The sequence below is a fragment of the Bacillus sp. KICET-3 genome, from assembly GCF_033261025.1.
Lineage (GTDB): Bacteria > Bacillota > Bacilli > Bacillales > Bacillaceae > Bacillus > Bacillus sonorensis.
The window spans coordinates 2,859,345-2,878,318 of record NZ_CP137345.1 but is presented as its reverse complement, the minus strand read 5'-3'; the positions used below and the strand labels follow the sequence as shown (position 1 = coordinate 2,878,318).

The 18,974-nt window shown below is 46.3% G+C and carries 17 protein-coding genes and 1 other annotated feature; of the genes, 13 read left to right on the top strand and 4 right to left on the bottom strand.

Annotation, left to right across the window (positions count from 1 at the left end; translation table 11 throughout):
* The first annotated feature begins 78 nt into the window (after positions 1–78).
* From R5H20_RS14575 to R5H20_RS14560, 4 genes are all read left to right on the top strand, one after another.
* Positions 79–792, top strand: coding sequence for a GntR family transcriptional regulator (locus R5H20_RS14575; RefSeq protein WP_006637453.1), 714 nt, complete (start codon positions 79–81; stop codon positions 790–792).
* 264 nt (positions 793–1,056) lie between these two features.
* Positions 1,057–2,046: a TAXI family TRAP transporter solute-binding subunit gene (locus R5H20_RS14570; protein WP_006637452.1), complete on the top strand. Its 990-nt coding sequence runs from the start codon at positions 1,057–1,059 to the stop codon at positions 2,044–2,046.
* A gap of 98 nt (positions 2,047–2,144) precedes the next feature.
* A complete protein-coding gene (locus tag R5H20_RS14565; protein ID WP_006637451.1) occupies positions 2,145–2,663 on the top strand; it encodes a DUF1850 domain-containing protein in 519 nt (172 codons plus the stop codon).
* The gene (locus R5H20_RS14560; RefSeq protein WP_006637450.1) at positions 2,656–4,638 is read left to right on the top strand and encodes a TRAP transporter permease; all 1,983 of its coding nucleotides are present in this window, start codon (positions 2,656–2,658) and stop codon (positions 4,636–4,638) included. The genes R5H20_RS14565 and R5H20_RS14560 overlap by 8 nt, the downstream gene beginning before the upstream one ends.
* A gap of 242 nt (positions 4,639–4,880) precedes the next feature.
* Here R5H20_RS14560 and zwf read toward each other — a convergent pair whose 3' ends face one another.
* A complete protein-coding gene (zwf, locus tag R5H20_RS14555; RefSeq protein WP_006637449.1) occupies positions 4,881–6,359 on the bottom strand; it encodes a glucose-6-phosphate dehydrogenase in 1,479 nt (492 codons plus the stop codon).
* A gap of 229 nt (positions 6,360–6,588) precedes the next feature.
* Between zwf and rnz the strand changes: the two genes are divergently transcribed.
* On the top strand, positions 6,589–7,512 hold the full coding sequence (gene rnz, locus R5H20_RS14550) for a ribonuclease Z (protein ID WP_006637448.1): 924 nt from the start codon (positions 6,589–6,591) through the stop codon (positions 7,510–7,512).
* 103 nt (positions 7,513–7,615) lie between these two features.
* The gene (gene rpmG / locus R5H20_RS14545) at positions 7,616–7,765 is read left to right on the top strand and encodes a 50S ribosomal protein L33 (protein ID WP_006637447.1); all 150 of its coding nucleotides are present in this window, start codon (positions 7,616–7,618) and stop codon (positions 7,763–7,765) included.
* 33 nt (positions 7,766–7,798) lie between these two features.
* On the opposite strand, the gene R5H20_RS14540 is transcribed toward rpmG, so the two are convergent.
* Together R5H20_RS14540 and namA are read right to left on the bottom strand one after the other, a co-directional pair.
* The gene (locus tag R5H20_RS14540; RefSeq protein WP_006637446.1) at positions 7,799–8,569 is read right to left on the bottom strand and encodes an alpha/beta fold hydrolase; all 771 of its coding nucleotides are present in this window, start codon (positions 8,567–8,569) and stop codon (positions 7,799–7,801) included.
* Positions 8,570–8,696: 127 nt separating this feature from the next.
* A complete protein-coding gene (namA, locus tag R5H20_RS14535) occupies positions 8,697–9,716 on the bottom strand; it encodes an NADPH dehydrogenase NamA (protein ID WP_006637445.1) in 1,020 nt (339 codons plus the stop codon).
* 179 nt (positions 9,717–9,895) lie between these two features.
* Here namA and R5H20_RS14530 point away from each other — a divergent pair, with 179 nt between their 5' ends.
* On the top strand, positions 9,896–11,503 hold the full coding sequence (locus R5H20_RS14530) for a M20/M25/M40 family metallo-hydrolase (protein WP_006637444.1): 1,608 nt from the start codon (positions 9,896–9,898) through the stop codon (positions 11,501–11,503).
* Positions 11,504–11,594: 91 nt separating this feature from the next.
* Here the strand turns inward: R5H20_RS14530 and proC are convergent, their stop codons facing one another.
* The gene (proC, locus tag R5H20_RS14525; protein WP_006637443.1) at positions 11,595–12,416 is read right to left on the bottom strand and encodes a pyrroline-5-carboxylate reductase; all 822 of its coding nucleotides are present in this window, start codon (positions 12,414–12,416) and stop codon (positions 11,595–11,597) included.
* A 46-nt stretch (positions 12,417–12,462) separates the two neighbouring features.
* Positions 12,463–12,667: a binding site (T-box leader), on the bottom strand.
* A 153-nt stretch (positions 12,668–12,820) separates the two neighbouring features.
* Here proC and R5H20_RS14520 point away from each other — a divergent pair.
* The 6 genes from R5H20_RS14520 to R5H20_RS14495 all read left to right on the top strand — a co-directional run bounded on the left by R5H20_RS14520 (position 12,821) and on the right by R5H20_RS14495 (position 18,831).
* Positions 12,821–13,783: an MBL fold metallo-hydrolase gene (locus R5H20_RS14520; RefSeq protein WP_006637442.1), complete on the top strand. Its 963-nt coding sequence runs from the start codon at positions 12,821–12,823 to the stop codon at positions 13,781–13,783.
* The gene (locus tag R5H20_RS14515; protein ID WP_006637441.1) at positions 13,780–14,562 is read left to right on the top strand and encodes an SDR family NAD(P)-dependent oxidoreductase; all 783 of its coding nucleotides are present in this window, start codon (positions 13,780–13,782) and stop codon (positions 14,560–14,562) included. The genes R5H20_RS14520 and R5H20_RS14515 overlap by 4 nt, the downstream gene beginning before the upstream one ends.
* 460 nt (positions 14,563–15,022) lie before the next feature.
* A complete protein-coding gene (locus tag R5H20_RS14510; RefSeq protein ID WP_006637440.1) occupies positions 15,023–15,748 on the top strand; it encodes a poly-gamma-glutamate hydrolase family protein in 726 nt (241 codons plus the stop codon).
* Between the two features lie 54 nt (positions 15,749–15,802).
* Positions 15,803–16,309, top strand: a complete 507-nt coding sequence (locus R5H20_RS14505) for a DUF3189 family protein (protein ID WP_006637439.1) — start codon at positions 15,803–15,805, stop codon at positions 16,307–16,309.
* Positions 16,310–16,792: 483 nt separating this feature from the next.
* Positions 16,793–18,058, top strand: coding sequence for an MFS transporter (locus R5H20_RS14500; protein ID WP_006637437.1), 1,266 nt, complete (start codon positions 16,793–16,795; stop codon positions 18,056–18,058).
* Positions 18,059–18,114: 56 nt separating this feature from the next.
* Positions 18,115–18,831, top strand: a complete 717-nt coding sequence (locus R5H20_RS14495) for a thioesterase II family protein (protein WP_029419407.1) — start codon at positions 18,115–18,117, stop codon at positions 18,829–18,831.
* Positions 18,832–18,974: the final 143 nt, after the last annotated feature.

Below are 18,974 nucleotides of genomic sequence, written 5' to 3'. Positions count from 1 at the left end.
TTTATTTCAACCGAGAAATCGATATAATAATAAAGAAGCTTGGTATAAAACAGAATCCTTAGTACTGGTGGTTAAAACATGAGAAAATACGAATATATTTCTAATGAAATGAGGAGAAGAATCCGGGAAGAGTACTACTCTGCCGACCAGCCGATACCTGATGAACTTTCTCTTGCCAAAGAATTTGACTGCAGCAGAATGACGATGAAAAGGGCTCTCGATATCCTCGTATCGGAAGGGATGCTTTACAGGAAACGGGGACACGGCACCTTTATTATCAAATCGTCCATTCATGATCTTCCCGTCAGTGTGACCGACCGCGAAAACCTCGGACTGACAAAGCTTCTTGCCAACAAGCAGATTGAAAGCAGCATCATTCAATTTGATGTCGAATTTCCGTCAAATGAAGTAGCAAAGCGACTATCAATCGAAAAAAACGTTCCGGTGTACCACATTATCAGGCTGCGGAAGGTGGAAGGCGAGCCGTATGTTATTGAAAAAACGTATATGCCTTCAAACCTGATTTCAGAATTGAATGAAGAGGTGCTTCACGGTTCTGTTTATCGGCATATTACCGAAACATTAAAACTGACAATCGCCGGCTCCCACCGGAAAATCAGGGCGGATAAGCCGACGGAGCTGGACCGGAAGTATTTGGAGTGCGCCTATGACGATCCGGTGCTGGAAGTCGAACAGGTCGCTTTTTTAAATACCGGCGAGCCTTTCGAATATTCGTTTGCACGGCATCGTTATGATAAATTTGTGTTTTCCAGCGTCCATATTCGAAAATAGCCAGAAAACCTGCAGCCTTTAGCAGGTTTTTGTTTTGTTTTGGAATACAACCTTCCATCATCCTTGCCCTTCGCCTGGCCAATGATTAAGATGTCCAGTAAGGCATCCTGATGTGGACGGGATTTTAGGATGACGCGGCATATTAAAAACTGCCCGCACATAAAATTAACTAAACAGTTGAAATTTAACGAATTTATTGACAACTAGTGCATTTTTTATGATCCATGAGATTGATATTTGTATAACAAAAAAGGGGGAAAATGCATGAAAAGGTGGAAAGCCATATCGTTGCCGGCGTTTTTGCTGACTCTTGTCATGGGGCTGGCCGCATGCGGAAGCAATGATTCCTCAAGTGACAAGGAAGGCGGATCTGCGTCTAAAGGGTCAGGAAGCTACAGCCTGCTGACGGGCGGTACAGGCGGTACATATTATCCGCTTGGAGGACAGTTTGCAAACCTTTGGGAAGAAGCGACAGGCGATAAATTTACGACACAGACAACAGGCGCCTCAGCTGAAAATATGGCCACTCTCCAAAAAGGTGAGGCTGAAGTCGCTTTTTCACAAACCGACATTGCCACATATGCCATTGAAGGAAAAGAGATGTTCAAGCAAAAAATTGACGGAATCAAAGCGATTGCCGCCCTTTATCCTGAAACCGTTCAAATCGTAACGACAGAAAAGAGCGGAATCAAATCTGTTGACGATTTAAAAGGCAAAACGGTCTCTGTAGGTGCCGCAGGTGCAGGGGTCAATATCAATGCGAAGCAGATTTTGGAGGTCCACGGGCTCACCTTTGACGATATTAAACCGCAAAATCTATCGTTCGAAGAATCAACCGACGGCATTCAATCCGGAGCGATCGATGCTGCATTTATTACGGCGGGAACGCCTACCGGGGCAGTTGAAGGGCTTTCCGCCCAAAATAAAATCAAGATTTTAAATATTGAAGAAGACAAGCAGAAAAAGCTGATCGAACAGTATCCGTTTTACGCCAAGGACACGATTAAACGCGGCACCTACGGCATTGGCCAAGATGTCAGCACCGTTGCCGTTAAAGCGATGCTCGTCGCCACCGACAAGCTTGATGAGGATACGGTCTATCAGATGACGAAAGCGCTGTTTGAAGCAGATAAAATCAATCATGCAAAGGGTGAGTTTATTAAGCCGGAGACAGCGCTCGAAGGGTTGGGCGATATCGAGATTCACCCGGGCGCCGCCAAATACTTTAAAGAAAAAGGGATCGAAAAATCGTAATCTGCGATTGTCTTTGATATGTAAATATCTGAAACGATAGACCGCCGCACCTGAAACCATGGTCTATCGTTTTTCTATCAGCGGAGGATATGCGGATCATGGGAAAACAGAAAAAGCTTGCATGGCTTGCGGCTGTATGCTGCGCCTGTATGGTGACGGCGGCCTGTATGATTCCGTATATGCCGGCCGTTGTATTCAAGAAAGAAGACAGCGATGATGTCATGGCTTTTCTTCCCCTGCAAAAGGAAAAAACGTTTGATATCATCTATACGCATTCCATCCACAAAACAAAAGTGGCAGAAACGTATGTGTGGGAAAACGGGGTGATCCGGCAGACTGCCCTGGTATATCATGATCCGGCGGTCGGCATGCCGGCAAATGCGGAACAGGGAGAAAAGCTTATCATTACAGACGGAACTTACACCCTTTCCAATATGAAGCGGACGTTTCCGTACATCGATATGCGGATCGGAAGGGTGAGGGCAAATCACAGGCTCAAGTACAAAGGCAAGGAATACGAATTAAAGCGCTATATTCCCCCGGGTTCGTGGACAAGGATGTCGGTTCAAAAAATCAATGTTTTGCAGCAATTGAAGGGAGTGGAGATAAATGGCTGAACAAAAGGAGCACGGGATGTCGCTTTCTGAAAAAGAGCAGCAGGAGCTGCTGGAAAAATACGATCCTGAGGCCGGGACGAGAAAGCTTGCGGGCTGGGCTGGGATCATCGCTTTCGCCGGCCTTCTCAGCTTTTCATTATTCCAATTATACACGGCCATTTTCGGGGTGTTTCCAGCGCAAATCCAAAGATCGGTTCATTTGGGATTTGCGCTCGGCCTGATCTTTTTGCTGTTTCCGGCGACAAAGAATCTCAAGGCAGCCGGAACATGTAAAGTGGCCTGGTATGACGCGGTTTTAGCCGTTTTAGGAGCAGGAGTCGGCGTCTATTGGGTCATCAATTATGAAACGATCGTCACAGGAATCGGCCTGATTACAACTGTTGACTTCTATGTCGGATTATTGGCTGTCCTGCTCGTATTGGAAGCGACGAGAAGAGCCGTCGGGCTGCCGATTACGATCATAGCCGGCTTGTTTCTGTTGTACGGCCTTTACGGCTCCAGTCTGCCCGGTTTTTTGTCCCACAACGGACTGACGCTGGAACGGCTTATTCAGACCATGTATTTTACAACGGAAGGCATCTTGGGGACACCGCTGGCCGTCTCCTCAACCTTCATTTTCCTGTTTATTTTATTCGGCGCCTTTCTCGTTCAAACGGGTGTGGGACAATATTTTAACGATCTCGCCGTGGCGGTTGCGGGAAGAAGCACGGGGGGACCCGCCAAAGTGGCAATCTTCTCAAGCGCCCTGCAGGGAACGATCAGCGGCAGCTCTGTTGCCAATGTCGTCACATCCGGATCGTTTACGATTCCGATGATGAAAAAGCTCGGCTACAAAAAAGAGTTTGCCGGTGCGGTGGAAGCGTCAGCTTCGACCGGCGGCCAGCTGATGCCTCCGATTATGGGAGCGGCTGCTTTTTTAATGGTGGAGTTTATCGGCGGCGGAATTACGTACTGGGACATCGCAAAGGCGGCCGCAATACCGGCTGTGCTTTATTTTACGGGAATTTGGATCATGACCCATTTTGAAGCGAAGCGGCTCGGTTTGAGGGGTTTGAGAAAAGAAGAGATGCCGAACCGCAAAGAGGTATTTAAAAAAATCTATCTCCTCCTTCCGATTGTTGCGGTCGTCTTTCTTTTAATGACCGGGATCACTGTCATGCATGCGGCATTGTATTCGATCGTCCTGGCTGTCATTGTCGGCTTTTTTAACAAGGATACAAGAATGGGCGTCAAAGGCATCATTCAGGCCCTTGCTGACGGGGCGAGAATGGCGCTTTCTGTCGCTGCCGCGACGGCGGCGGCCGGCATTATCGTCGGCGTGGTAACAAAGACAGGGCTCGGTTTGAAGCTTGCCAACGGGCTGCTTGATTTAGCCGGAGGAGCTTTGCTGCCATCTCTCTTTTTGACGATGATTGCCGCCCTCGTCCTTGGGATGGGATCGCCTACAACGGCTAACTATGTAATTACATCGACGATAGCGGCGCCGGCGCTTATTATGCTGAGCGTGCCTGATCTGTCGGCTCATTTGTTCGTCTTTTACTTTGGGATTGTCGCTGATATTACACCGCCGGTCGCCTTGGCTGCGTTTGCCGCGGCGGGTGTTGCGGGGGGCGAGCCGATCAGGACCGGTGTCATTTCCGCCAAATTGGCCGTTGCCGCCTTTATCATCCCGTATGTTTTCGTACTATCGCCTGAGCTGCTGCTGATTGATGCCCACTGGTATGAAATCATTTGGGTCATCTTTACGGCATTGGCAGGAATGATTGCTATCGGAGCGGGGATGATCGGGTATTGGATGAGGAAAGTGTTCTGGTTTGAAAGAATCCTTGCGGCGCTCAGCGGCCTTTTGCTGATTTATCCTGAAGGATACACAGATATGATAGGGCTCGGTATATTCCTTCTCTTATTCATCCTTCAGCTGATATGGAAACGCGATAGAAGCCGCCCTGAAGAAATACCGGCGCTGAAAGCGTAAAAAAACAGCCTTCAATTTTTGAAGGCTGTTTCAGCGTGTCGACAAACCCTCGCATTCGTTGTCAGGCCTGTGCGTCGGTGCTCACGAATTCCACATTCGCTCCGCTCCGATGCTCGGCCTTCCTAGACTGCAAGGGTTTTCAATCACGCTGAAAGGATGACAAAATCCTAAAACTGAAAACCGTTTTAGGATTTTGTCAACAATCTAAAACAGCCTTCATTTTTTGAAGGCTGTTTTTTAAATTAGATCGGCCACCAGTGAAAACCGTCTTTGGCGAGAAGGTCGTCAGCGGCTTTCGGCCCCATGGAGCCAGCTTCATAGTTTGGCGCCAATGTTTTGTTTTCTTCCCAGTATTGTGAAATCGCATCGACAAAGCTCCAGGAAAGGGCCACTTCATCCCAGTGGGCAAAGTTTGTCGCGTCGCCGTGCAGACAGTCGAGAATCAGCTTTTCATACGCTTCCGGCGTATTGATGCCGTCCCCGCAGTTATGGCAATAGTCGAGCTTAATCGGCTGCGCAAATGTGCCGCCGCCAAGCTTCCTCGCATTTAAATGGAGGGTGATGCCCTCATCAGGCTGAATATGGATCACCAAAAGGTTCGGATGCATCGTATTGCCGTTTCCGTAATACAGATTCATCGGAATATCCTTGAATTGCACGACGATCTGTGTTGATTTTTTCTTCATTCGTTTTCCCGTCCGGATATAAAACGGCACTCCGGCCCAGCGGAAGTTGTCAATCAGCAGTTTGCCGGCGACGAATGTTTCCGTGTTGGAATCTTCGGCGACATTTTGTTCATCGCGATAGGCCGGAACCTGTTTGTCATCAACCACACCGGCGTCATATTGGCCGCGGACAAAATACTGGTCGACTTCGTCTTTTTTAATTGGACGCATGGCTCTGAGCACTTTCACTTTTTCGCTGCGGATTTCTTGAGTGTTCAGCTTGATCGGCGGCTCCATCGCAAGCAATGCGACCATCTGCAGAATATGGTTTTGAACCATGTCTCTAAGCGCCCCTGATTTCTCGTAATATCTCGCGCGGTCTTCGACGCCTAATTCCTCGCTTGATGTAATTTGAATGTTTGAGATATAGCGGTTCGTCCAAAGCGGTTCAAATATTGCGTTCGCGAAACGGATGACCTCGATATTTTGGACCATTTGCTTGCCTAAATAGTGGTCAATCCGGTAGATTTGATCCTCAGAAAAGGCTTCGCGAATCTCTTGGTTGAGCGCTTTTGCACTCGGCAGATCGTGGCCGAACGGCTTTTCGATGATAAGGCGTGACCAGCCGTTTGTCGAAGTGACGCCCTCTGATTTTAAGAACTTGGCAATCGTTCCGAAAAATTCGGGTGCCATCGCCAAATAAAACATCCGGTTATTCGGAATATGATATGTATTTTCCAGCTGCTCGAGCAGTCCGTTTAATTCTTGATATGAGTCAGGATTTGTGACATCAAACGGGTGGTAATAGAAGTGGGATGTAAACTCGTCAACATCCTTCTCATTTAATGGAAACTTTGAAATTGACCGCTCCACGGTGCTGCGGAAGTCTTCGTTTGTCCAAGGACGTCTTCCCACACCGACGACAGCGAATTCATCGCCGATTTGACCGTTTTCGTAAAGCCTGTGAATAGACGGGTAAAGTTTTCGTTTTGCCAAATCCCCTGTTGCGCCAAATATAACGATTACAGCTTTTGGTTCAATGTGTTCTTTTTTCAACTAAACGTACCTCACTTTATTCGAAGCATAAGTTTATTTTCTTCATTTTAAAGCTATTAGTTCCTTAAAGCAAACATTTGAGACCATTTGATGCGAAAAGTTTACTGAAATCTTCTGGGGAATTTTTCTTACATTAGAATATAAACGTGATCAAAAGACCTGCATTTCTTTTTTTGCGGTCTTCCTGTATGCTTGTAGATATGATCAGCTTTACAGGAGGAACGGACAATTGGAATTATTATTTTTAGGAACGGGAGCGGGCATTCCGGCGAAAACGCGGAATGTCACATCTGTTGCGCTCAAGCTATTAGAGGAAAGACGGTCTGTGTGGCTGTTTGATTGCGGGGAGGCTACACAGCATCAAATTTTACATACATCGATTAAACCTAGAAAAATTGAAAAAATCTTTATTACCCATCTGCACGGAGACCATGTATACGGCCTTCCCGGGCTTGTCAGCAGCCGTTCTTTTCAAGGCGGAGAAAGCCTCTTGACCGTCTACGGGCCAAAAGGGATCAAAACATATCTTGAAACGGTGCTTGATGCGACCGGAACGCACTTGACCTATCCTTTAGTCATTGAAGAGATTGAGGAGGGGATCGTTTTTGAAGACGATCAATTCATCGTAACGGCCAAAAGCGTTGTTCACGGAATTCCGGCCTTCGGCTACCGGATCGAGGAAAAGGACATTCCGGGAGCGCTCGATGCTGAAGCATTAAAAGAGGCCGGAATTTCGCCGGGGCCGGTTTATCAAAAGCTGAAAAATGGCGAGACGGTGACATTGGAGGATGGCCGGACGGTGAATGGCGCGGATTTTATCGGTCCTCCGAAAAAGGGGCGGATCATTGCCATTTCCGGGGATACAAAGCAATGCGAGAACGTGAAGATACTTGCGGAAAATGCCGATGTGCTCGTCCATGAAGCGACATTTGCCAAAGGCGACCGGGAGCTTGCCGGTGATTATTATCACAGCACAACAGAACAAGCCGCCGAAACAGCCAAGGCGGCAGGGGCGGGGCAGCTGATTTTGACGCATATCAGCGCCCGTTATCAAGGTGAGAGCGTCAATGAATTGGTAAGTGAAGCAAAAGGCATCTTCCCAAACAGCACAGCTGCCTTTGATTTTTATGAATATGAAGTAAAGCGAAGATAAAAAACATCGAAAGCTTCCCGGAACCCGGGAAGCTTTTTGTTGACATGGCAGGATGATGGTGTATAATAAAACGTAATGATTTCGTTTTATGAGGAGGATCAACATGAGAGTGAAAATTACGCTGGCATGCACTGAAACAGGAGACCGAAACTATATTACAACAAAAAACAAACGGACGAATCCAGACCGGCTTGAATTGAAAAAATATTCTCCGCGTTTGAAAAGATACACGATTCACCGTGAAACAAAGTAACAAAACAAGCAGCCGGGCGGGCTGCTTGTTTTGTTAGTTCGCGGTTTGATAGACATACCCGTACTGCCTTTGCGCGGCGTACCATACGTCATAAATGGCGAGCTGGACGATATGTGGCTCATCATGATGGATCAAATGGGAGCTGTTTTTGGCTTTAATCCAGCCGCTTTGTTGTGATAGAGACAGCAGACTGCCGTGAAGCTTCAGCCATTCATGATGGGCTTTTTCGAGAGCAGGTGAGCACTTTCCCGAGGAGAGGACGAGCAAAGGAACCGTCCCCAGGTGCTTTTGCTCCTGTTTCATCATGTACAGGCTTTGGATAAACTCTTCATGGGAAGCCTCGGTTGAAAACTGTTTGAAATAGTCGGCCTGCGCTTCTTTTGGCAGAAGCGGAAGCACGGTTTGCTCCTGATGTTCACAAGCGGGATCCAGCAGTACAAGTCCGATAATGTCACCGCTGTACCGGCTGGCAAACAGCCTTGCGATGACGGCGCCGAACGAATGGGCGACAAATAGGTAAGGCGGTTTTACACCCGCTGCTTGAAGAAGCGCTTTTAATTCCTTCGCCATCTGGTCTGCCGTTCTTTTTTCCCTGGTTGGGCCGCTCTTTCCGAGACCGGCGCGGTCATATACAAAAAGGCCGAGCTCTTCGTCAATATCGGGCAGAATCTGCTGCCACGTATCTGAAGAAAAACCGTAGCCGGCTTCAAAAATAATCGTTGCGTCTTCTTTTCCTTTTCTATGTTTTGTATAAAACGTACACCCTTCAACTGTATATGTTCTCTCCGTTAAAGCTGGATTCATGGAGGTCATCCTCTCTCTGTATATGGTGTTCTATTAGGGAAGACGCATAAAGAAGGAGGAACGTTTCTCCATGAAGTAAAAAAATAAAAACCCCGAAAACATCGGGGTATTTCCAATCAAGATTCCATTACCAGGCTCTGTCGTACTGAACGGGGCCTTCGATCGTTGTATTGAGCTGTTTTGCCGCCGTTTTTGGCCAATAAGGATCTCTCAGCAGCTCTCTTGCAACAAATATTAAATCAGCACGTCCGTTTTGCAATATTTCTTCAGCCTGCAAGCCGTTTGTGATGAGTCCGACCGCGCCAGTCTGAATTTCGGCCTGGGCGCGGATCGTATCGGCGAAGCTGACCTGGTAGCCTGGAAAGACGTTGATGTCGGCTGGCACGACTGCACCTGAGCTGACGTCGATCAAGTCAACGCCCTGTTCTTTCATCCATTTGCCGAATCCCACATAATCGGCCACATCGAGTCCATTTGTCTGATAATCAGAAGCTGACACCCGTACGAATAAAGGACCGTCCCAGACTTCTTTTACCGCGTCAATCACTTCGCGGAGCAAGCGGTAGCGGTTTTCCGGCGATCCGCCGTATTCATCCTCGCGATGGTTGGAAAGCGGGGATAAAAATTCGTTAATGAGATAGCCGTGCGCTCCGTGTATTTCGATAATATCAAAGCCGGCCGCTTTCGCACGCTCAGCACCTTTTTTGAAGGCCTGGACGGTTTCTTTAATGTCTTCTTTTGTCATTTCAACAGGTGTTCGTGATTGTTCGTCAAAAGGAATCGCCGAAGGTCCGTAGATTGTGCCTTCTACTTCCGCTTTCCTCCCGGCATGCGCCAATTGAATCGCCGTTTTGCTGCCGTAAGGTTTTATTTGCGATGTTAAAGCTGCCAAGCCTTCAATGTGTGCATCATCCCAGATTCCCAAATCCTGATCGGAAATTCTTCCCTCCGGTGTAACAGCGGTGGCTTCAACCATAATCAGTCCGACCTGCCCGACAGCGCGGGATATGTAATGAGTCATGTGAAACGGCTGAACTTTTCCGTCCTTTTCATGGGAGGAATACATGCACATAGGCGACATGACGATCCGGTTTTTTAGTGTAACTCCTTTTAGGCTCCATGGTGAAAATAATTTTCGATTACTCATTTCTTTCGCCTCCCGTAAGTTTTCGAATTGATTATACCAATTCTGACCATTCTCGTCATATAAACTGCTCAAGTCGTTTTCAGACGTCAGCATCTTCTGTAAAATGAAATTGACGATATTCTATTTTTTGAAAAAAAATATTATAGGATACATCATGGGGAAAAAAGGGGGCCTTCTTTGTGAAATGGCAGACAGAGGAACAATTAAAACAGCTGTTAATTTCTCTCGTTCAATATGAAAGCATCTCAGGCACGAGCGGGGAAGCCGCACTCGCGGAGTATATGTACAATTTATTAAAAGACCGTTCGTATTTTCGAAAGCATTCCGATCATTTGAAGCTCCATCCGATGAAAGACGGCCGCAGTTTTTTGACGGCGCTCGTTCAAAAGCCCGCGAAAAAAAAGACGGTGCTGCTGCTCAGTCATTTTGATATCGTCGATACGGCGGACTATGGGGAATTTAAGCATATGGCATGCAAACCGCTTGAGCTGATGGATTCTTTGGCCGAGAAAAAAGACCTGCTCCCTGAACGGGTTAAAAAGGATTTAGAAAGCGGAGAGTGGCTGTTCGGCAGGGGCAGCATGGATATGAAAGCGGGTCTCGCTGTTCAATTTGCAATGCTTGAGCGGGCGATGAACGGCACTTTTGACGGAAATCTGCTTTTGATTGCTGTGCCTGATGAAGAAGTGAATTCACAGGGAATGATTGAGGCGGTCCCGGTTTTGAAAGCGCTGGAAAAGGAATATGACATACAGTTCACAGCCTGTTTAAATTGTGAGCCAATGTTTGAAAAACATCCGGGAGATTCGAACCTTTACGTCTATTCAGGAAGCATCGGCAAGGTGCTGGCCGGCTTTTTCTGCAAAGGGATTGAGACTCATGTCGGTGAACCGTTTTCAGGCTTGAACGCGAATCTGATGGTGTCTGAAATCAACCGGCTTCTCGAATTAAATGTCGGCTATTGTGAAGAAGCGGACGGTGAGGTAACACCTCCCCCGGCCAATCTGATGCAAAAGGATTTAAAAGAGGCGTACTCCGTGCAGACTCCGCACACTGCAGTTTCGCTGTTTAACGTGTTGATGATGAAGCGGTCGGCAAGCGAGCTGCATAGCATGCTGCTGGATACCGCTAAAAAAGCGGCAATCAATATCAAAACGAACATGGAACAAAAAGTTCTTGACTATCAGCGCTTTGATGCCTTTACCCCAATTGAACGGAATATCTCTGTCATGACCTTTGAGGAGCTTGTAGAAAGGGCGCGGGAAAAAGCGGGCGGAGCGGAAGCCGAACGCGTGCTCAACTTTGCGTTTGCCAACAGAGGGGAGCTCGGAGACCGCGATTTTTCTGCGAACATCGTATCTGAACTGATCTCCCTCTGTAAGGACGACGCGCCGATGATCGTGCTGTTTTACAGTCCGCCTTTTTATCCCGCCGTCTCTTCAAAGGACGATCCGCTCATTCAAGAGACGATCGGCGATGTCACAGCGTATGCTGCCGGCCGGTACGGCCTTTCGTTTGAACAAGTTCAATACTTCCCGGGCCTGTCGGATTTAAGCTATCTTCAGCTGCAAAAGCAGTCGGTCGATGCCTTTACAGACAATATGCCGCTTTTTCAGAGGGGCTACTTTCTGCCTGACGGTGAAGAAAACACACTGTTTGTCCCTGTCTTGAATATCGGACCTGTCGGAAAGGATCCTCATAAATGGACGGAGCGCCTGCATGTCCCTTTTTCGTTCAGCACGCTGCCCGACTTGATTCAGCTTGCGGTTGGCAGATTGCTGGCTTAACCTGAGCGAATCCTCCGGTGTGATCTAAAAGTGGCCGCCCCTGCTGCAGAAAACATTTAAAAAAGCCGAACCGCTATTGGTCCGGCTTTTTTTATACGTTGACGGCAAACTGGTCTCTGATCTCTCTGGACCGCTTCGCCGCTTCCTTCACACAGTCCGCCACCGCTTTTTCAAATTGGCGCGCTTCAAGAACGCGGAGACCTGCTTCCGTCGTTCCGCCCGGGCTTGTAATCTCTTTTCTCATGAGAGAAGGGTCCATTCCGGTTTCAAGCATTTTCGCCGCCCCTGACATCATATCGATAATCAGCTGTTTGGCCGTTGATTCATCGAGACCCAATTCCCCGGCTGATGATTGAAGCGCCTCGACAAAGCGGTAAACAAATGCAGGACCGCTTCCTGCAACTGCTGTAACCGCATCAAGGTCGGATTCTTCAACGGCTGTGACACTTCCGATCGTCTGAAAAAGACCGGTCACTTCGCGAATCTGCGCTTCGGTAACGAGCGGACTTGCCGCAAAGGCTGTCGCTGATTTTTGTATTGATGCCGATGTATTTGGCATCGCCCTGACCACCGGCAATTGCTGTCCGGCATAGTGCTGAATCGTATCAATCGGGATGCCGGCAAGTATCGAAACCACAAGCTGGTCTTTTCTTACATATGGCCTGATTTCGCTGATGCCCGCTTCCGCATCTTTCGGCTTCATCGCCAAAACGATCGTATCGGACATGTTCACGACTTTCCGGGTATCCGCTTCAGCACGAATCCCGTACGCCCCTTGAAGCTCCATAAGCCGGGCTCTGTTAGAGTGGTTGGTAACGACAATCTGACCCGGTTTAACTGCACCGCTTTTGACAAGTCCTTTTATCATGGCCTCGGCCATCGAACCAGCTCCGATAAAACCTATATGCTTCATATATTGATTCCTCCTTCTTGAAAAAACAAAAAACCTTTCCGTCATCTTATAGGACGAAAAGGTTTCGCGGTACCACCTACATTAGCATGTCATATGCTCAGCTCTTGCCCGTAACGCGGGAAACGTTTAGGTTTGCCTAAGCGCTCAGAGGGCAGGTTCAACAGGAAAGCGGGCTGTGAAATTTTTCAGCCGGGAATTTCACTCTCTTTTTCGCCATTTGCCTGTTTACTATTCCTCTTCATAGCGTCTTTATCATTCAAGTTGATCGCAGCATTTGTTTGTTGTTCATTATGCTACGGAGAACAAGCATGTGTCAACAGGCATTTTCAGCAAAAATGACATGCGGGGGAGAAAACGGTAAAATATGATCAATATGATTTCGCAGGACGAGGGAGAAGAACATAATGAAAGATGAACGCATCATTCCAATTTCGTTGCCGACTCCGTTTGCAATCGGGGACGTCAATATTTATTTGATAAAAGGAGAGGCGCTGACATTGATTGATGCCGGCCCGAAAACAGAGAAGGCTGCCGCTGTTTTAAAGAACAAGCTTGCTGAGCACGGGCTGACACTGGATGATATTGATCAGGTTGTGCTGACACATCATCATGCCGACCATGCCGGATTGCTGGATGAATGTCCCGGCGCAGCCGTGGTCGGACATCCGTTCAATGAGGCGTATATCAGTCAGAGCCCTGCTTTTATCGAAAAACAGCAATCGTTTTTTACATATTTATTTAAACAGTTTGGAGTTCCCGATACTATGGGGTCCCTGAGTCTTACGGTCAAGCGGTCCTATCGCTTTTCATGCAAGCGGTCTTTGACGAAAACCGTAACGGAAGGCAGCACGATTGACGGACTTGAAGGTTGGAGGGTGCTTGAGACGCCCGGGCATGCCTCTTCTCATATTGCGCTTTTTCATGAGAAAAGCGGCAGTATGCTTGGCGGAGATTTATTGTTAAAGCCATCCTCTTCAAATCCTTTATTAGAAACGCCGCAAAAAGAGGAAGAGCGATCAGCCCCGCTCTTGGATTATCTGGCATCAATCAAACGGCTGCTTGAGCTTCCGCTCTCGGTTGTTTATCCGGGGCACGGCGAAAACATTACCGCCATCCAAGAACTCATCGCAAGACGCCTGGAAAAACAGCGAAGCCGGGCGGATGAGGTGTACCGCATGCTTTCGGAAAAACCTCATACCGCATTTGAAATATGCCGGAAGCTGTTTCCCGCCGTATACGAAAAAGAGCTGTTTCTGACAATGTCTGAAACAGTCGGACAGCTTGATGATTTGCAATCACGCGGCCTCATCGCCAGCGGGGAAGCAGATGGCATCTTTTATTATCATATAAAGCGGGTGGAAAAATGAACAAAAGATTGAAAGGCAAAACCATCCTGATCACAGGAGCGTCAGGAGGGCTGGGCGAACGAATCGCCTATTTTTCGGCAGCAGAGGGGGCGGAAGTGATTCTTGCCGCCCGCAGCGACAGCCGTCTTAAAACAGTGCAAAAAAAAATCACGTCAGAGTTCGGCGCCGCATGCCGGACACTTGTTTTGGATGTCAGCCGGACAGAGGAAATAGAAGCGGCTTTCAAAACAGCCGGTCCGGTTGACATACTTGTCAATAATGCCGGTTTTGGCATTTTTGAAACCGCCATCGAAGCGTCTCTTGAGGACATGAAATCGATGTTTGAAGTCAACGTGTTTGGACTGATTGCCTGCACGAAGATGGCACTGCCGCATATGATTGCGCAAAACAGCGGTCATATTATCAATATCGCGTCGCAAGCAGGCAAAATTTCAACGCCGAAATCAGGCCTTTATGCTGCGACAAAGCATGCTGTGCTTGGGTTTTCAAACAGCCTGAGAATGGAGCTTGCCGATACCGGGGTGAACGTGACAACCGTAAATCCCGGTCCGATTAAAACTGATTTTTTCAAGACAGCCGACCAAAATGGAGATTATGAGGAAAGCATCGGCAAATGGATGCTTACCCCTGACAAAGTCGCACAGAAAGTCGTCTCCGCCATGATGACAAATAAGCGCGAAATCAATCTTCCTTCCTGGATGAACGGGGTAAGCAAGCTTTATCAGCTGTTTCCATCCATTGTTGAAAAAGTAGGCCGGGGCGCTTTTTATAAAAAATAGATGGATCATACCCCGACCGTACATTTCCGAAAAAAAGATTTGCCTTTAGGCAAGTCTTTTTTTGTTAGCGTTTCCTATTGATCGTCTTTTTCTCCGTTCAATCAATAGGAAGGCGTAAAAATTCATAAAAAAGCAGGAAGACTTTGTCCCCCTAGAGTTGCTGAACTGAGATTTCTGTTCATACTTTTGCCTCCCTGTGATCTGAAGGCACTTGGGCTGTGTAAGGCAATCGTTATACAAAGTGTGTTCCAAAAGAGTTTCTGTGCCTCTGGAAACACAAGCGGACATCCGACCAAAAATAAGGTAAAGGACGCTTTCATCTCGCTGTTCTAGTTATATAAAATAGCACATGGGCGAATAGGAAAAGTAATTTTTTACCATTTTTTTAGTATATCTCTGTTTCGAATAGAACATGTGGAGCAGACTCGGAACAAAATATCTCAGCGAAGGAGTTTCTAAGGTGCAGGAAGAATGGAACCAAGTGATGAAAAAAAGATGCATCATATGGTTGATCATGGGATTATGTACGGCTGTCATATGGCAGTGTCCTCAAGAAATCAAGGCTTCAGGCATTCAGGATAAGTACGCGAATTTTGCAGAGCTTGCTGAAAACGAAACAGAAGGTGTAGATTACAACATAGAATATACGGACAGGGGCACCGAATTGCTCGTCTTATCTCCGCACGGCGGCGGTATCGAAGGAGGGGTCAGCGAAATTGTGCGGGCCTTCAGCGATGAGTATTCAACATATTTGTTCGAAGGGATTAAATCTTCGCAAAATCTGGATTTGCATATTACGAGCAATCATTTTGATGAACCGACTGCGTTGGAAAAAGTCGCAGAGCACAGCTATGTTTTATCAGTTCATGGGTATAATGACACAGAGGAACATACACTTGTCGGGGGAACGGACAAGGAAGGCGGACAAGCGATCGTCGATGCGCTAGTGGAAAGCGGTTTTTCTGCTGAACTGGTGGATGAAAATCATCGATTGGCAGGCACCGATCCCGATAATTTGAATAACAAAAATAAGACAGGTCTGAGCATTCAATTGGAGATCAGCATTCCTCAACGGGAGGCTTTTTTTTCGCGATTTGGGCTGTGGACAAGGGAAAGCTCATGCAATAAAAAGTTTTTAGGCTATGTGACGGCTATTAAAAATGTGCTGAAGGAAAGATATAAATAACAATCGGATGTTTGTCGCACATTAAAAGAAAACAAAAAGTGAGGGGTGAATTTGTTGATCTTTATTTATAATTGCTATGGCGGAACACATTCATCTGCCCTTGCAGCCGCATATCATCTCAAAAAACTTCCATTCGGCAGAAAGCCGACGAAGCATGAAATCTTAAATACGGATTGTTTTAATCAATTAAGTCCAAAAGAAATGGGAAAATTAATCTTTCACGGTCTTGATGAAGAAGGCCATAAAGTATACACCATCGGCAGAGGGTCATCAAAGGCGGTGATTCCGGCGATGCGGGGCGTTCTTGAACTGTTTGAAAAAAACGGGACACTGCATGAAAAGGTCGTCTTTTCAAATACGTCCCCTACGGTGCCCTTGGCTATGACCTTTGGCGGCTTATTTTCAAGGAGGCTTAAAATCGATCCGATCGGCGTTCCATTATTGGTTTTAGGTTCTCGGCAGGCCAGCCAAAACATCATAAAACTCGTAGAGCGCACAAAAAAACACGCAAAAATGACTTCTTCGATGATTGAAGTGCTTGATAACGGCTTTGCTGGCTAGGGCCGCAATATAACAGTATCAAATTGAATCAGGTTCTCCGCTTCCCGTATGTGCAGGCATACAGGAAGCGTTTTTTATTTAAATTTCATTTTATACAAATATCAATTTTTGTGAGGAAAGGACATTTTCTAAAAAATTGAATATCGATAGAGGATATTGTTGAAATTGAACGAATCTATAACCTTAGAATTATTTTCATTTTTTTTAATACTTTGTAAATTAAAGGGGGGATGTGTAAAAATTCCGCTTTCATTTTGCTGAGAAATCAATGTTTGGAATAAAAATGGAAATCAGGCCGAGAAGCGCGGATTTATATGTATTATACATATTTGGTTTCATATTCAACGATAGAAGTAAAGCGCCGAAAATAAAAAACAAGACGATAGGAGATGAAAATCAGCACATGAAAGTTTATCGAAATAATAATCAAAGCCGTCTGTTTGAAAAACCTTCTGCTAAAATCGGACAAATTAGGGGGCCCCTATGAAAAAACTGTTTTCTATTTTTCAAAACAAAAATTATGCGCTGCTGTTTTTAGCATCTTTCGCCTCGCAAATGGGTGGAATCATTGGACTGACTGCACTTCTGTATTATCTCCTTGATCGCTTTTCGCAGCAGCCCGCATATGCCACCATAACCGAGCTTATGTTGTCTTTGCCTACATTGGCCGTATTTTTTCTTGTGGGCGTTTTCGCTGACCGGTTTGACCGGCAAAAAATCGCCAAGAATTGCGACTGGATTTGTGCCGGTTTATCGATTTTATTATTGTTATCCCTCTATATAGAATGGATGCCGTTTACATTTGCAGTCTTATTTTTTAGAAATGCTGTAAAAAGCTTTTTCAATCCCGCCCAAACCTCTCTCATACAAGGAATTTTATCTGAAAACGAGTATTCAGTAGCCGTCGGATTGAATCAAATGGTCGCCAGTTTATTTATGTTGTTCGGCAATGGACTTGGCGTATTTTGTTATTGGACGCTTGGAGTGGAAGGCGCCGTTCTTGTTGACGCAGCCAGTTTTGTAGTCAGCGGCCTGCTTATACAAGCCTGCCGGATATCCAAGGAGGTTCGTATGCCGAATGGAAAGCATTCCATTCGACAATTGAACATTGCCAGTGTATGGAATGAATTTAAGCTTGGCTTCAGCTATATACTGCAGCATAAATTGCTGCTCGCTCTCGTGTCCGGATTCAGCCTTTTCGGTGTTGTAAATGGAGGGCTTTCGGTCATGCAGGTATTTATTTTAAAATACAAGCTTGCCCCTGAAACCTATGAAGAAATGTCCATTGTGCTCGGCATTGTTTTCGGTGCAGGATTTTTGACAGGCAGCATCGCTGCATCGATTCTTTCTCAAAAATTGAAGCTCTATCACATATTGATTCTAGCGCTGATTGTCTCCGGAAGCGCCACGATTTCCGGCTCCCTGGTCAACAATATTTGGCTTTATATGGTCAGCTCCTTCTTCATCGCCCTTTCGCTTCCCGGCATCAACATCGCGATTGGCGGGTGGATACCAAGCATCGTCAACCCGAAAATGATGGGAAGAGTGCAAGGCTGGATTAATCCGGTCATGATGCTTTCACAGTCGCTGACCCTTCTTTTCATTGCAGCGCTTTATCCCGCATTTATAGCGCTTGAAAGCCTTTATTGGCTCGTCGGAGGAAGCCTTATTGCCGTCGGTATATTTTACATGCTCATCCTGCCGAAGTTTTTGGAACTGAATCAGGTAGCTGACGTCACGATAGATTAATGGTTGAACATGCAAATCTGATCAGCGAAAACGCCCGGAATGGAGTGAATCATAAGATGATACTATGTTGTTTGCCGTATGCCGGCGGATCGGAAGCAGTATTTTACCCGTGGAAGCGCCATGTAAATCCGGAAATCGAGATTTATCCGGTACAGTTAAAAGGAAGGGGAAAACGATTTGATGAGCCTTTTTACGAGAATATGGAAGAGGCGGTTCAAGACATTTTTGAACAGGTTCAAGGCGTTGTCAATGGCCGTGACTATGCTGTTTTTGGACACAGCATGGGAAGCCTTTTGGCATATGAACTTTATTACAAAATGGCTGAGGCCGATTCAACAAAGCCGGCACATATGTTTTTCTCGGGCTTTAAAGCGCCTAACCGGGCAGGGAATACAGAAAAACTGCATCTGCTAAACCATCATCTTTTTAAGGAAAAAATCATTGCGCTTGGGGGAACGCCTGAAGAGCTGATAAATCATGAAGAACTGTTTGACCTGTTTGTCCCCTTGCTAAAAAGCGATTTCAAATTGGTGGAAAATTATATTTATAAAGAAAGAACAGCCAAAATGGAATGCGATATAACCGTTCTAAACGGAAAGGGAGATTCAATGAATGCAAAAGATATATCAGATTGGCAAAACCATGCTGCAGGAAACTGTAAAACCCTTTATTTTGAGGGGAATCATTTCTTCTTACAGCACCATGTCGAACAGATCGTCCGGATGATCAACAAAACACTGACGGAAAGCCGCAGCTATCATCAGCTGTTTTAGTAAAAATTTTTAGATGAGCGCTGCTCTTCTATACGTGGGTTAAACAAAACAGTGCGGTTTTTAGGTCTTTTCACCCGAATATTTTTGACTCTGACTAATAAAAACATTTTTCATACATCTTTTATATAACACTTCGATTGTAA

What these genes read in the sequence shown, in the direction of transcription:
- R5H20_RS14575 (WP_006637453.1), top strand. Translation starts at nt 79, where the DNA reads ATGAGAAAATACGAATATATTTCTAATGAAATGAGGAGAAGAATCCGG.
- R5H20_RS14570 (WP_006637452.1), top strand. Translation starts at nt 1,057, where the DNA reads ATGAAAAGGTGGAAAGCCATATCGTTGCCGGCGTTTTTGCTGACTCTT.
- R5H20_RS14565 (WP_006637451.1), top strand. Translation starts at nt 2,145, where the DNA reads ATGGGAAAACAGAAAAAGCTTGCATGGCTTGCGGCTGTATGCTGCGCC.
- R5H20_RS14560 (WP_006637450.1), top strand. Translation starts at nt 2,656, where the DNA reads ATGGCTGAACAAAAGGAGCACGGGATGTCGCTTTCTGAAAAAGAGCAG.
- rpmG (WP_006637447.1), top strand. Translation starts at nt 7,616, where the DNA reads ATGAGAGTGAAAATTACGCTGGCATGCACTGAAACAGGAGACCGAAAC.
- R5H20_RS14540 (WP_006637446.1), bottom strand. Translation starts at nt 8,569, where the DNA reads ATGAATCCAGCTTTAACGGAGAGAACATATACAGTTGAAGGGTGTACG.
- namA (WP_006637445.1), bottom strand. Translation starts at nt 9,716, where the DNA reads ATGAGTAATCGAAAATTATTTTCACCATGGAGCCTAAAAGGAGTTACA.
- proC (WP_006637443.1), bottom strand. Translation starts at nt 12,416, where the DNA reads ATGAAGCATATAGGTTTTATCGGAGCTGGTTCGATGGCCGAGGCCATG.
- R5H20_RS14520 (WP_006637442.1), top strand. Translation starts at nt 12,821, where the DNA reads ATGAAAGATGAACGCATCATTCCAATTTCGTTGCCGACTCCGTTTGCA.
- R5H20_RS14515 (WP_006637441.1), top strand. Translation starts at nt 13,780, where the DNA reads ATGAACAAAAGATTGAAAGGCAAAACCATCCTGATCACAGGAGCGTCA.
- R5H20_RS14500 (WP_006637437.1), top strand. Translation starts at nt 16,793, where the DNA reads ATGAAAAAACTGTTTTCTATTTTTCAAAACAAAAATTATGCGCTGCTG.
- R5H20_RS14495 (WP_029419407.1), top strand. Translation starts at nt 18,115, where the DNA reads ATGATACTATGTTGTTTGCCGTATGCCGGCGGATCGGAAGCAGTATTT.